11 protein-coding genes are annotated in these 14356 nt (G+C 53.4%); 7 read left to right on the top strand and 4 right to left on the bottom strand.

The genetic code is table 11. The features are described from left to right. Positions 1 to 5 precede the first annotated feature (5 nt). A complete protein-coding gene (locus tag KP705_RS04470; protein ID WP_046901147.1) occupies positions 6 to 764 on the top strand; it encodes an NAD kinase in 759 nt (252 codons plus the stop codon). 5 nt (positions 765 to 769) lie between these two features. Here KP705_RS04470 and KP705_RS04475 read toward each other — a convergent pair whose 3' ends face one another. Genes KP705_RS04475 through KP705_RS04485 form a run of 3 tightly spaced genes read right to left on the bottom strand, consistent with a single transcriptional unit; the run spans position 770 to position 3173 of the window. After that, complete coding sequence (locus KP705_RS04475; RefSeq protein WP_215764106.1) at positions 770 to 1702, bottom strand: 2-hydroxyacid dehydrogenase; 933 nt, start codon at positions 1700 to 1702, stop codon at positions 770 to 772. A 17-nt stretch (positions 1703 to 1719) separates the two neighbouring features. Continuing rightward, complete coding sequence (locus tag KP705_RS04480) at positions 1720 to 2211, bottom strand: low molecular weight protein-tyrosine-phosphatase (protein ID WP_046901149.1); 492 nt, start codon at positions 2209 to 2211, stop codon at positions 1720 to 1722. Continuing rightward, positions 2193 to 3173: an AEC family transporter gene (locus tag KP705_RS04485; RefSeq protein ID WP_046901150.1), complete on the bottom strand. Its 981-nt coding sequence runs from the start codon at positions 3171 to 3173 to the stop codon at positions 2193 to 2195. Before KP705_RS04485 ends, KP705_RS04480 begins: the two co-directional genes overlap by 19 nt. 160 nt (positions 3174 to 3333) lie before the next feature. Between KP705_RS04485 and KP705_RS04490 the strand changes: the two genes are divergently transcribed. Next, the gene (locus tag KP705_RS04490; RefSeq protein ID WP_215764107.1) at positions 3334 to 3645 is read left to right on the top strand and encodes a hypothetical protein; all 312 of its coding nucleotides are present in this window, start codon (positions 3334 to 3336) and stop codon (positions 3643 to 3645) included. A gap of 302 nt (positions 3646 to 3947) precedes the next feature. On the opposite strand, the gene KP705_RS04495 is transcribed toward KP705_RS04490, so the two are convergent. Next, positions 3948 to 5831, bottom strand: coding sequence for a hypothetical protein (locus KP705_RS04495; protein WP_152659239.1), 1884 nt, complete (start codon positions 5829 to 5831; stop codon positions 3948 to 3950). Between the two features lie 1449 nt (positions 5832 to 7280). On the opposite strand from KP705_RS04495, the gene KP705_RS04500 reads away from it, so the two are divergent. The 5 genes from KP705_RS04500 (at position 7281) to holA (ending at position 14340) form a co-directional block, all read left to right on the top strand. Beyond that, positions 7281 to 9419 carry a hypothetical protein gene (locus KP705_RS04500; protein WP_215764108.1) on the top strand — a complete coding sequence of 713 codons (2139 nt, stop codon included), beginning with the start codon at positions 7281 to 7283 and terminating at the stop codon, positions 9417 to 9419. A gap of 74 nt (positions 9420 to 9493) precedes the next feature. Further along, positions 9494 to 10075, top strand: a complete 582-nt coding sequence (locus KP705_RS04505) for a DUF3576 domain-containing protein (protein WP_080951478.1) — start codon at positions 9494 to 9496, stop codon at positions 10073 to 10075. Positions 10076 to 10082: 7 nt separating this feature from the next. Beyond that, positions 10083 to 12680 (top strand): leucine--tRNA ligase, encoded by a 2598-nt coding sequence (gene leuS / locus KP705_RS04510; RefSeq protein ID WP_046901154.1) that lies wholly within the window; start codon positions 10083 to 10085, stop codon positions 12678 to 12680. A 2-nt stretch (positions 12681 to 12682) separates the two neighbouring features. Then, complete coding sequence (locus KP705_RS04515; protein ID WP_046901155.1) at positions 12683 to 13339, top strand: lipoprotein; 657 nt, start codon at positions 12683 to 12685, stop codon at positions 13337 to 13339. Beyond that, complete coding sequence (gene holA, locus KP705_RS04520; RefSeq protein ID WP_046901156.1) at positions 13339 to 14340, top strand: DNA polymerase III subunit delta; 1002 nt, start codon at positions 13339 to 13341, stop codon at positions 14338 to 14340. The genes KP705_RS04515 and holA overlap by 1 nt, the downstream gene beginning before the upstream one ends. The last annotated feature ends 16 nt before the right edge of the window (positions 14341 to 14356 follow it).

A 14356-nucleotide genomic window follows, 5' to 3' on the forward strand; every position in this document is an offset into this window, starting at 1 on the left:
TCCGTATGAAAATTGCTTTTGTAGCGGCGTCAACAGACGCCGCCCAGGATGCACTCGCAGTTCTGGTCGCTCGCTATGGGAACGTTCCGCTTGAAAGCGCTGATGTGGCTGTCAGTCTGGGGGGCGATGGCTTTATGCTCGAAACGCTTCATCGTGTTCTTGGGCTTGAATTGGCCGTGTACGGTATGAATTACGGAACCATCGGGTTCCTTATGAATACGCCCAATGAGGATAATCTACCGGAACGCCTGTTAAATGCGCAGCCTTCCTTACTGCATCCGCTGCATATGACGGCGAGGACAGTTAATGGAGAGGTGTCTGAAGCGCGGGCGTTTAATGACGTGTTCCTCTTTCGCCAGACACGCCAGACATCCCGTATTCGTATTGAGGTTGATGGCAGGACAAGGCTGGAAGAGTTGATTTGTGACGGGGTCATTGTTGCGACCCCTGCGGGATCGACGGCGTACAATCTTTCCGCGCATGGCCCCATCGTGCCTCTGAGTGCGAACATCTTACCATTAACGCCAATTTCTGCTTTCCGCCCCAGACGTTGGCGGGGTGCTCTCCTGCCATCGACGGCTGTAGTCAGACTGACGTTGATGGACACAGACAAGCGACCGACGGCCGCAGTTGCAGATTTCAAGGAAATTCGTGATGTGGCTGAGGTGATTGTCAAAGAGGACCGCAAGCTGCATGCCACGGTCCTCTTCGATCCAGATCATGGGTTGTCCGAGCGTATTATCGCTGAACAGTTTCTGGAGTAGCTGTTTTACAGGATGGGTGTCAGTAACGGCTTACCGTCAAAGTGCGCGATGAGATTGTCGACCATCAGGTTGCCCATAATGGTTCGCGTTTCTACGGTTGCCGATGCTTGGTGAGCTTGTAGGACCGTATTATCAAGCTTGAAGAATTCGGGATTGATATTTGGTTCATTCTGGAACACATCCAGTCCTGCGCCTGCAATCCGATTTTCTTGCAAAGCTGACAGCAAAGCTGCCTCATCGACAACCGATCCGCGGGCAATGTTGATGAGAACGCCGTCTGGCCCGAGAGCTTCAAGAATTTCCGCATTAACCATATTGGCTGAGCGAGGGCCTCCCGAGACTGCCAGAACGAGAATATCGCTCCACTCAGCCAGTTTCTTCAGATCACTTTCGAAGCGTACTGCGCTTTCAGGACGTGGTTTGGAATTGAAATAGGCCAGTTCCATACCGAATGCTGCTGCACGATGGGCAATTGCTTGCCCTATCTGGCCAAAACCAGCGATGCCCATCCGCTTTCCGGTTACGCTGCGGGACAGCGGCAGCGAATTTTTTGACCACTCACCGGAACGAACTAAACGGTCATTCAAGACCGTGTCACGCATGACTGATAGCGTCAGGACAATGGCCATGTCTGCGACATCATCGGTGAGGGTGCCGAGCGTTGTTGCAACACCAATTTTGCGGCGGCGTGCTTCGTCAAGGTCGATCTGATCTGTCCCGACGCCGTTAACGGCGATGACTTCTAACGCAGGAAGCGCGTCCATGAGGGGGCGCGGAAGTCCTGAACCGCCACCAGTGGCCACCCCCCGGACTTTATCGGCGATTGGTTTGAGCTGATCGAGGTCACTGTATTGGTGCAGGTTAAAATGCTCTTCAAGTCGCGCTACGATCCCGGCTGGGAAAGGGTCGATCATGAGCAGGTCAGGTTTGGTAGACAAGTCGGTTCTCCTGTTGATCAGTGACGGGAGGGAAGGGTGTCGAGCTCTTTGTCGGCAAGGGCGCGGCATGCATGTTCAACGTCGTTCCAGGTGATCGTAAAGCCGCTTTCTGGGCCATAATAAGGATCGTCGACGTCTTCACCTTCTCGGCCAGGAATATGATCGAGCATAAGGGAGAGGCGCGCTCTACTGTCCGAGGGCTGCATATTTTGCAGGTGGGTCAGATGTGAGTGATCGAGCGCAATGATGTGGTCAAAACGGTAAAAATCATCTTCGCAGATGAGGCGTGATCTAAGTGCCGAAGCGTCTAGGCCGTGTTGGCTTGCTACCTTGCAGGCTCTCGGATCTGGTGGATACCCGAGGTGCCAATGCCCAATAGCGGCTGAATCAATATCGAGGTCAAGTTCTCGCTTCTCAGCCTCTCGACGCATGGCAAGTTCAGCGAGTGGAGAGCGGCAGATATTGCCAGTGCAAACAAACAGAAAGCTACTTAAGCGCCGGTTAACCATATGAAAAATGCCATTGTTGCAATGGAAGTGAGTGTTCCGAAAAACAGGACGGAAGCGATTTCGCGTTCCAGAACGTGATACCGCATCGCCAGAATAACGTTGATGGAGGCACTTGGGATTGCCATCGTCAACACACTTTCCTGAAGGGCCTGCGGGGGAAGGTGCCAGGCGCGCGCCAGAGCATAGACTATACCTGGAATGACAAGGTTGCGGATTCCCACAATCGTGCCCACCAGAGGACTAAAACGAACCTGCCGTGTAAACAGGACCACCCCGGATGCGAACAGAGCTGCTCCTCCGGTCGTATGGCCGAGCAGAAGAAAAGAGCCTTTCAGGAACACAGGCAGGAAGGCGCCAGCACTGACCAGCACAAGAGCTAACAGGGGTGCCCAGACCACGGGCTCACGGCATGAATGAAGAAGATGTCCTACCAGTTCTCTGAATTCGTTACGCCTTTCCATAGCGGTATCGCGGGCTGGTCGATTTCCGTGATCATGACCCATAAGAATAAGGGTGATTGGCAGTTGGATCAGATTCATGGCCAGAGCCGCGATTGAAATCGGCACCCCGCTGGCGGCTCCGAAAATCTGCCCTAAAACTGGGATCCCAATAAACGGAACCGAGGGACCGGTGATTGTCATGGCAATGATGGCGGCTTCGCTAAGCCGGCGCTTCAGTGCAAAACGGAATACACTGAAAACCGCTGCATACCCCCCGACCATTGCAAGAAGAATGAGCGCAGCTACAGGGCCAGCAGATAGAACCTGAGCTTTCGGCGTACTGAGGATAGATACGAAGAGTTCAAGCGGAAGGGCGTAAAGCATGACCAGTCGCGTTAGAACGCCTGCCTGCTGGGCATCGAAATCTTTACGGTATGCGGCGAAATAGCCGAAGCCCAGTGTGACCAGAATGGGCAAAATAGCCTGGATGATCGTGAGCAGCAGGTTGGGCGAAGAGGTCATGAAATGCTCATAGAAAGGCTGATGTTCCAGGTGTTGCTATTCTCTTTCGTAATGACATCGTTATCATCCGTCCATCCCTGCCGCTGGAAGCGATTGACCAAAAAGAGCGGGTGATGTCTTTGTAGAATGTTTTTGCGTCAATTCTTGCTCTGGGCGAACCATGCAATCCATTTTTGACACCTTGCTCAGTTTCATCCTGATGCTGATGGGCTTTATTGTCGCGGCTGTAGCTTTTGTGGAAGTCGCTGCGCGTGCCGTACTGAGTAGCATCGGGATACATGGGCAGTTTCAGACGGTTCTCCTGCTATGCCTGTTATGCGCTCTGATTGTTGTGGCATTTCGTATTTTCGGACGCTTATTGGCAGTGCTGCTAACCGCTGCCTTTGTCGTGTATTTATTGCATGCGTTGTTAGGGATTTCTCATAATATTCCTGTCAAAGAAAACGCTCCGGAGAAGGTTATTAATTTGTAGGTATATGTTTTCCGTTATATAAAATGGATTTTCATATAATGACTATTTATAGGTAGATTTTATAATATTTTTAAATTATTTTTCATTTCTGTTTAATCAATTGTTTGTTCGGAATGCGTTTATTTCAATTTTTGAAAATTGTCGGTTTGAGGACTTAAAATATTATGGACCACTTGCAGGCAAAGTGCTGCGCATTCCGCCACGACGCTTGCAGAATGTGGTAGCTCCCCATTCGTCAGGGACGTTTCTAAAGCTCAACTGAGGCCAAGGACGGAAGTCTGGAGCGTTGTTTCCCACAGCCGTTAAGGTCCCAAAGGCGCACCGAGGAGGATGGGGGCCCATTGCCCCCGGGAATATATCACTGGCTGTGCACTTCCCCCGGCACAGTCTGAACATAGGGCCATGCCGCCCTCCACGCCTTTCACCTTCGAAAGGAGTGTTGATTTTGTATAAGACTGCATGAACAACAGGCCACCATATGTAGTGGCGGCTGTTGCATCCCCAATCGAGATATTATGGGTTATAGGATCTGCGTTGACATATGCGAGACGGGCATAGAATGCGGGTGCAGTTTTTGTTGCAGGCACTGAGTTTCCCAGAACAAGGGATTTAGCTTGCAATGTCGTTTTTACCGTCGCTAAGCCATTGATATAAAATGCGCCATTGGGAGGCGTTACCGACGTTATCGCTTCATTTGTAGTATTGCTGAGGTTCACTGTTGTCGGAGAACCTACAGAAGCATTGTAAATATTGTTATTGCCATTCCATCCGCCAAAAATGCTGATCGTACCAGATTGCCAGCAGTTATTATTAGATATCGTAGTTTGGGATACTGTATCTTCCGGGGTGGTGATAGTCATGCAGGTGCCATGCCAGATGCCAGACGTCTGATTTCCAGTCACAATTGAACCGTCTGAAACGTATAATTGGTAGACAGGTGTTGTCTGCGTTGGTTGCCCACCCAGAGAATTCGCACCATTGTCCGTAATCACGGAATATACGCTCGAAGCCGTCGCGCTACCGATTGAGTAGCCGATAAAAGACGGGTGAGCCGCGGCCTGCAAGTTATTTCGTGAGACGGTATTTAAGCCGCCCTGAATCCAGATACCGCCATATTTCACATTCAGGCCGTTATCTACAATCTCCATACCTTCGGATCCAGTATGATCTGCTGGAGCCATGTACACCCCGTACCCGAATTTCAGGAACCTGTTTCGAGAAACGAAGATGCCTTGGACATGATCGTGAATGCGTACGGCAACTGATCCCTGCGTATAAACGCCTTGAACGCTGTTATCGTAGACATCAGAATCAGATGAGTACTGGTCTGCGTCGGTTGTTCCTACTGCTTTCGCCACGCCCGTGAACTCGGTGAAAGCCCGAGAAAAGGAGCCGTAGTTTCTATAAATACTGAAATGGCCGACATTCTGTCCGTAGAATAATGACCCTGCACCCGCAGGCACAACAGAAGCATTGGGGTCACGTGGGTCTTTGTTGGGAACCGACATGCCGTGAATGCTGGACTGGAAATATCCGAAAAATTCTTTCGTGTTCTGGACGGTCACGAATTTCGCTTTTCCGGCCGTATCAAAAAATATGCCATCATGAATGTTGAAGCCGGACATCTTGGGAACATTTGATCCATCGAAGACCAGAAAATCTGATCCGGTCGTCGTTACGACGCCTCCGCTGTTGAAATTAATATCAACAATATTGCCGGCCCCGCTTGAAATGTGAATTGGCGCATTATTGACGCAATACTGACCGGAGGGAAACGTCAGCGAATTGCCCGTGGCCATAGCATAGGCAAAGGCGGTCGAGAGCGCGACATGGTCATCTGTGGTGGCGTTACATTTGGCCCCGAAATCCAGAGGACTGAGAATGCGTCCCAGATGATTGGCAAGTGTATGCGCTACCGCAGCTCCATTTGCTTTAGCCATTGAGGTGGTGACATCAAGGCCTGAAGCTGAAGCACCCTGAATATCGGGGTTTTGTATCTGCCTGCTTAGGGCATCAACACTCTTGCCAATATCCGCCGCCATCGTACCAGACTTGGCAAGCTCTCCCGGATTTCGAGTTTGAGTAAAAGATTGCCCCTTGGGCGCTGAGTTGATGGGATCGGCCACTGCGTGTCTCGTGCAAGGCAGTAATGAAACGGCGATGAAAATTGTCTTCGCAAGCTTCATGTCTCAGGGTCTCCCAATGCATTAATCGCTAATTTATAATGCAGGCGGATGTCACGCTTGTTGCCTTAATAAACCAAACACGCTTTTGGGGGCATGACATTGGGGCAAACCTTTCCACGTCAGTGTTTGACCCCGAGCGCGCTGTTTAATGAGGGGTTAGTCAGCCCAATGGCGTCCGTAGTCACCAGTGGTTAGGGCGTCGAATGGTAAAACTGGCCCTTTACCGACACAGTTTCCAGAGTGGGGTATGTATAAGTGCCATAAGAGAAAACTGGCTTCTTCGAGGTCGTTGGAAGTGGATTGATAGAGAAATTTCTAACCTGCCCTGTATTATGGCTTGCCGAAGTGATGCGATATACAGGCACCGATGAACATAAAAATTATTATAGAAATACGATGGATAGAAATATGGGTAAATTGTAAAACATTACTCAGTAGCGGAAAGGGAGTGCCTATGTGGTGTCCGCGAGAGGATTCGAACCTCCGGCCCCAGGATTCATACCACTTCGACTTTCGCCGCCATGCCCGTGGGCATGTTCGTGGTCTGGACTGTCTCTTCACCACGGCCCCTTAAGCGACCAAGGTGTCACCCGTACAGTCTCTACACCTTCTTTCCGACCAATGCGGAAAGCTTGGCTCGGGATTGGCACGGCCCAAGTGAACCAGAGCGTTCCCCGAATTTGAGTGAATCCACCATGAAGTTTCCTGCCATGGCGCCCAATTCATACCTTAGGAATCCTGTGCTCTATCCTGCTGAGCTACGCGGACACACGGAGAGCTAGTTATCCTAAGATGCTTTCACCTGCAAGCATTGCTCTGCTGAGGATTAATACCGAAAAAAATTGTTATTATTTTTTAAACTAAATATGATATCAGTAGGGCGGAAACGTTACTTATTCTGTAATTTAATTACAAGATTAATATAAAATAGTAAATCATATTTCGAATTGCAGGGTTTTTGGCTTATTTATATGTCTGAATTTGGAGGTAAAAATGTAAGAACATTCTTGCGCTTTCGTTTTGTCTGTGGTTCCAGTCATCTCTGTCTACATAGTTTTTTGATATCAAACTTTCAGAAGTGTCTGTGTCAAAAGCTGTCTCTGATGAAGTGCCATAGTCTCGGCTTATCCTGTGGATAGGTTGAGAAAGTAGTACGTAACTGGGTGGTATATCTTCGCCTCAATGTATGGGCGCGAAGAATTGCTATCCTCGAAATAGACCCCTCCATAAAGATTTCAAGAAATCTTCTGATGGGGTGCGGTTGCTGGACATTATCAGCGCCTGGGTAGGGAGGATGGTAATGCTACAGCCTGTTCCTACAGCGAGCGTTTTGAAACGCCTGTTTCAGGGCTGTCAGGGTTGAGGGTTGCTTGCCATGGTTTCGCATCGAATATCTGATCGAGATAGTCTGCGTCCTTTTCATGCGTTTCGGTCTGACTGCGGGTATTGATGGGTATGACTAAGATGCTTTCAAGTTCAGTGCGCCAGGCCCGCGAAGCAGACCCCACACTTTTACGTCTCAAGTTAATCGGGCAAATGGAAGCGCGAACTCTAACGGGGGAAAGTGTTCTTCCTGTTGGAGGTAAAACACGTGCACTTCTGGCCATTCTGGCCCTGTCTGACAGAAAGCCCGTCCTGCGCTCCCGATTGGCTGAGCTGCTATGGAGTCGCAGGCCAGAAGATATGGCGCGCGCTTCGTTGCGACAGGAAATTCACCGCCTTTTGGATGCTCTGAGTCCCCTGGGTGTCGAGATCATAGACGTGCAGCGGCATTCTCTTATGCTGAAGCCTGCTCTGACGTCTGTGGACGCTGAACGTATCCTCACCGCCAGTGTCAGGACCATCGACAGTATCCCCGCGCCGGAGGAGGTACTGCTTGGGGAACTTAGCGGAATCGATGTAGCGCTTGATGAGTGGCTTAGTCAGCAGCGTGCGCGGCTCTCACATCATCTTCTAGGGCTCTATGAAGGCTGCTTGCGCGAGTTAACTGACCCAGAGCAGGTGGATGACGTCACGGATCGTCTTCTCAAGGTCGATCCCCTGAATGAAGCCGCATGGCGGGCCAAAATTCAAAGTGCTTTGCGTCGCGGTGAACAGGCAAGGGCTGTTCTCTTGGCAGAGCAGGCCGTGCGCGCCTTTGGGCAGGAAGAGGGGCATGTTGCAGGCCCTGTCACCCAGGCGCTGATTTCGAGTGTCCTCAAGGCAGCAGGGCTTGAACCGAGTATTGGGGCTGCCGGTATTGCTGAACTGGATAGCGCCTCGGCGCTGTTTTCAGGAACCGACGATACTCTTGCTGTTCCTGCAGGCGCGCAGCGTACAGATCCGATGCTGGCATTGCCGCTTCACCTTTCGCAGATAGCAGCGGGGCAATCCCGAAAGATTTCTCTGCTCGTACTTTCTCCATTCTCTGCAGATGGACTGAAAGACGCCGAGTTAAAATGTGCAACCAGCTTGAGCGACCAGTTTGAACTCCTGTTCGTTCATGTTGATACTTTTGACATTGTGGCAAAGCCTGAAGGCTTCGTTCCAGACCCGGCGAACCCCCTTGCATCGTATCGTGGGCTCGGCGCCGATTATGTAGTGACTGGGGCGGTCCGGGCCGGTGCCTCGGATAATGCTTTCCGGCTCATTCTGAAGGTTCTGGATGTTCGGGCCGGCGGGTTTATTGTCTGGGGCACCTATTACGATCTCCCGGATCTGGATCCGATGTCAGTCAGCAACGGGCTGATAGGGCCTGCTACGGCAATGCAGTGGGGCCTTCTCCTTGCAGAGGCACGCCGCACGGCGAACCGTGCAGACAGTGAACTCTCCGCTCTGGGTAAAGCGACCCGGGTTTTCATGTTGCTACTGAAGCGGGACAATGCCCTGTTCCCGAGAATTAGTCAGCTTCTGGATGCTGCAGGGCTTGAAGATCCGCGGGAAGGTACCGTGGCCGTGATGCAGGTGCTGTACTGCCTGATCCGCTACGAAAATGATTGGAGTGCGGCGGGAACAGCGCTGCTCGCGCGCGGTATTGAGTTCGCGCGCCTGTTGGTAAATCTCAAGCCAGATGCGCCGGGCATGGCCATTTTGTTGTCCACGCTGCTAATGCACGATCCGGCATCTGTGCCTCTGGCACGTTCCATCATGCGAATGTGTGAGAAGTCTATGGCCGGGGCTTCAGGCACACATAACATGCACGATGTGCTGCTGTGCCGCGTCCTGTTACATGTTCTGGATGGGAACCTGGCTGAGGCGGCGGCGGTAGCCGGAAAGTTGCGTCACAATCCGTATCATTCTCCACTTTCAACGCTGATCCGACCGTTTTTCATGATGTTCATGATGTTGGGCGGGGAGCGTCAGGACGTCATTGAAATGGGGCGTCTGATGGCTGGGTTGCACCCCAATTATTCGAGCACGCTGGTTTATTATCTGGCAGCTTTGGTGCTTGAGGGTGAAAGTGCTGAGGAAATCCAGCAGGTTCGACAGCATTTGCACCGTCTGGTTCCGGACCTGACAATTGAGAAGATTCTGAGTCGTTTTCCGTATCTGAGTGCGTCTAAAAAGGCGGAGCTGAGGCAGGCTTTCAGCTCAACAGGTCTTTTATAAAGCGCTCATGTGGAGGTAGGGCGCTTGGCCTTACCCGATGAGCGCGATATGAACACGGAATTGATGTTGCCCGGATTCAGGTTTCGCCAGTCTGTCTCCATGCCCGTGACGGCCCTGGCCCGGCCCGCAGGACCACCATGATGTCTCGTATGCAGATGATTGTTTCCAGCTCTTCCCGCCGTTCAGCGCTTCGGACGGCCGTGGGCATTCTTGCCCTCGGTACAGTTGCTGCCTGTGGCGGCGCTCGTGATCCCAGCAGTCTAACTGCGCCACGTAATCATCTGCTAGGCGTTGATCGCGGGGCAGAAGGCGGCGCTGACCAGCTCAAGGGCGGCGTTAATGCCTATCTGTGGCGTGGCGCGATCGACACGCTTTCGTTTATGCCGCTGGCTTCCGCCGACGCAGTCGGTGGTGTCATTCTGACGGACTGGTATCAGCCGCCATCCAGCAAGGGCGAGCGCTTCAAGATTGCTGCGTATGTGCTTGACCGCCGTATGCGTTCTGACGCGCTTCGCGTGTCGGTATTCCGGCAGGTGTTTCAGGACGGCGAATGGCAGGATACTCCGGTTTCAGCCACGACCACGTCTGACATTACGACCCGCATCCTGACCCGCGCCCGCCAGTTGCGTGCAGAAAACGGCGAACAGGGTAACTGAGTTAGACATGAGCGACACGACACATACGGCTTTCGATTTTCAGTCCCGGGAGCCGTTCTGGCAGGCAGAGTGGAAACAGCGGAATGTATTTGCTGTTCCAGATGTGCCTCCGGCTGATCGGCCAAAATATTACGTTCTGGAGATGTTTCCGTACCCCTCCGGCCAACTGCATGTTGGTCATGTGCGGAATTATACGCTCGGAGACGTCGTAGCGCGTTATAAGCGCGCACGAGGGTTTTCGGTCCTTCATCCTATGGGATGGGATGCTTTTGGGCTGCCCGCTGAGAATGCCGCGCGGGAACGTAATGTGCATCCTGGCAAGTGGACGATGGAAAACATCGCCACAATGCGCGGCACACTGCAACGTCTCGGCTTTTCCTTGGACTGGGATCGCGAAATCGCAACCTGTCTTCCGGAATATTACGGCAAGCAGCAGAAATTGTTTCTGGATATGCTCGCTGGCGGCCTGGTTGAACGCCGGGATTCGTCTGTAAATTGGGATCCGGTCGATGAGACGGTTCTTGCCAATGAGCAGGTGGTCGAGGGACGCGGATGGCGGTCCGGAGCGCTGATTGAGAAGAAAGTTCTTTCTCAGTGGTTCCTGAAAATCACCAAATTTGCTCAGCCGCTCCTCGATACGCTGGGGCAACTGGATCGCTGGCCGGAGCGCGTGCGGACGATGCAGGAACGCTGGATTGGGCGTTCAGAAGGTGCACGTGTCCGTTTCGCTCTTCATAGCCCGCCGTCGGGCTTCGACATTGATCTGGATGGTATCGAAGTCTTCACGACCAGGCCGGATACGCTGTTCGGATTGAGCTTCGTTGGTATTGCCGCGGACCATCCGCTGGCAGCCAAGGTCGCCCGGACCAATCCCGCTGCGGCTGAATTTATTGAAGAATGCCGTCGTCTTGGAACATCCGAAGAGGTGATTGAGGCTGCTGAAAAGCGTGGCTTCGATACGGGTCTTCGCGTCAGCAATCCTTTGAATCCAGATCAAACGGCGCCTGTCTGGATCGCCAATTTCGTGTTGATGGATTATGGCACGGGGGCGGTCTTTGGGTGCCCGTGTGGCGACCAGCGTGATCTTGATTTTGCTCACAAGTATGATCTCGCCGTGCCGCAGGTTCTGCTGCCCGCTGGTGAAGATGCTGAGACATTCCGCGTTGGCCGGAAGGCTGTGTCGGGCGAAGCTACGCTCTACAATTCGGGATTCCTTGACGGTCTGGCTGTTGCAGTCGCCAAAAAAACAGTCATCGAGCGCCTTGAAGGCATGGGCGTTGGGCATGGCGTCGTAAACTGGCGTCTGCGGGACTGGGGAATTTCCCGGCAGCGTTACTGGGGCTGCCCGATCCCCATTATTCACTGTGAGAAGTGTGGTGCAGTTCCGGTTCCGGATGATCAGCTGCCAGTTGTCCTGCCAGAAGATGTGACATTTGATCGGCCGGGCAATCCGCTGGATCATCATCCGACCTGGAAGCACGTTTCCTGCCCAAGCTGCGGGTCTGCCGCCACGCGTGAGACAGACACGTTTGACACGTTTGTCGACAGTTCCTGGTACTTCGCCCGCTTTACCAGCCCGCATGCAGTGACGCCGACCGTACCGGCTGCGGCTGATGGCTGGCTGCCCGTCGATCAGTATATCGGCGGCATTGAACATGCGATCCTCCATCTGCTCTATGCGCGCTTCTTTACCCGCGCCATGCATGAGACGGGGCACCTGGGTCTGGATGAGCCGTTTGACGGCCTCTTCACTCAGGGCATGGTCACGCACGAAAGCTACAAGGACGGGGCAAACTGGCTCTATCCGGAAGAAGTCGAGCGTCGAGGTGATGTGGTTGTCCGACGCGACACGGGAACGCCCATTCAGGTCGGACGCTCTGAAAAGATGTCCAAGTCCAAGCGCAATACGGTCTCTCCGGTAGAGATTATTGAGCGTTTTGGTGCTGATACGGCGCGGTGGTTTGTTCTGTCTGACAGTCCGCCAGAGCGTGACATGGAGTGGACCGCGTCCGGCGTGGCTGCTGCGGCCCGGTTTGGGCAGCGCTTGCATCGTCTGGTTTCCGCTGTGGCTGCGGCTGATCCAATTGACAGTGTGCATGGCTCGGCTGGAGATGATCTGCGCCGTGCTACGCATCGTGCGATTGCAGCTGTCACAGAAGCGTTGGAAGCCTTCACGCCTAACGTCGCAGTGGCTCGATTGCATGAACTGACTTCTGCTTTGGCAGAGGCTCAGGGCAAAGAGGGAGCGGGGCTTGCGGCAGCCCGTCGTGAAGCTGCGTCCACGCTTTGCCTGCTGTCTGCGCCAATGATGCCGCATCTGGCTGAAGACATGATGGCGGTTCTCGAACCTGGCGGTGAACTCGTTGTGGATCGGGCATGGCCTGAGGCGCAGGATGAGTGGCTTGCAGTTCAGAGCGTCACAATTGGTGTGCAGGTACTAGGCAAGCTGCGTGGAACGATCCAGGTGCCGCCAGATGCACCAAAGGATGACGTTCTCGCTGCGGCTAAGGCTGAGCCTAATGTTGCCCGGGCCCTTGAGGGCAAACGTCTGGTGAAGGAAATCCACGTTCCCAACCGGATCGTCAATTTTGTGGTAGCAGGCTGATCGTGAAACGTCGCAGTTCCCTGACCCTTTCTGCGTTCCTTCTACTGGGAGGGTGTGGTTTCACCCCTCTCTACGGCAAGATGGACACGAAAACCGATATTTCGGCCGAACTCGCACAGGTTTACGTCGCGAATATTCCGGGAAGATATGGTCAGGAACTGCGACTGGCCCTGCAAAAAAATCTTGCAGGCTCTGGTCCGGAAAATCCTCAGCGTTATACGTTACGGGTCAACTCGGGCGCTAACAGTGAAGCCATTGATATTCACCAGGATAACACTGCAGGGCGTATTCGCGTTTCCGGTTCTGCGCACTGGCAGTTGTTCACGGTGGAACAGTCTCCACAGTTGATCACTCAGGGAGATGCAACAACGTTGGACGGTTACAATGCCAGTTTTGAACAGTATTTTGCTCAAACGCTGAATGACGAAACGACCAAAGGGCGTGTTGCGGACACATTGGCTCAGAGCCTCACGCAGCAACTCGCAGTCTGGTTTCGCTCTCATAACATGCCGTCCAATGCAGCACCTGTTGATATGCCGCGGTATATCAATACGGACAGGATGCCTTCCGATAACGGGTCTGCTACAGATCGCGTTGGCGTGGATGGCTTCCCGGCTTCTGCGACGGGACGTCTCTCTCAGGGCACGACAAGTAATTAATGAAAATTGAGGCCCGTAATATTGGCCGTGCCCTGTCCGACGCCGGAACATGGCGCGCCATTCTTTTGCATGGCGAAGACACGGGGCTAATACGGGAAAGAGCAGCTCAGGCCGTTCGGCTCGTTGCAGAGACGCTGGACGATCCATTTCGCGTCTCCCAACTTGATCGCGAGACGCATGATCGTCTTGAGGAAGAGGGCACTGCCCTTTCGTTGATCGGTGGTCGGCGTGTCGTGTGGGTTCGGAGCGGCACGGATGCCCTGACGCCCATGCTGACGCGTGCTCTGGAAGTCTCGACGGACACGTTGATTGTGATTGAGGCACCCGGCCTGACGTCACGATCCACGCTGCGTGCTTTCGCCGAGCGGCACAAAGAAATAGCCTCTATTGCCTGCTATCCTGAGGAAGGCCGGGCGTTATCCCAGACGGTGACAGATGCTTTGTCCCAGGCCGCAGTTTCCATTGACCGGGATGCTTTGACCTGGCTTATGGGACGGCTTGGGGCAGATCGAAGCGGTGTTCGCGGGGAGATCGAGAAGCTTGTTCTCTATGCAGGGCCAAACGGTCGACTTGATCTTGACGCTGTTCAGGACTGCGTGGGTGATGCGGGGGGGAGCTCTCTCGAAGATGCGGTCTTTGCCGCATTGTCCGGCCATCGGGCAGAGGCAGATCAGGCTCTGGAGCGCGCTTTGGCCGACGGGGCTAATCCCGTAGCGGTTGCGCGTGCGGTACTAAGCGTGTTGACGCGGCTTCAGAAAGTGGCACTTGCGGTGAAGGCTGGCCAAGGCCGCGCAGAAGCCATGAAAGCGCTCAAGCCGCCAATCTTCTTTAAACGAACCGCTTCTTTTAATCAGGCTCTGGACCGTTGGTCTGTCTCGGCTCTGAGCCGGGCTGCACGCGAAACGCAGGCTTTTGAACTGGCCTGCAAGCAGAGTGGTGCACCCGATCTGGCACTTTGCCGCCGTCATATCTCGGCGTTGTGTGGTATCTGGAAAGTCTGACTTTCCCGCGTCTGCA

The sequence above is a fragment of the Gluconobacter sp. P1D12_c genome (genome assembly GCF_018812105.1).
GTDB lineage: Bacteria > Pseudomonadota > Alphaproteobacteria > Acetobacterales > Acetobacteraceae > Gluconobacter > Gluconobacter oxydans_A.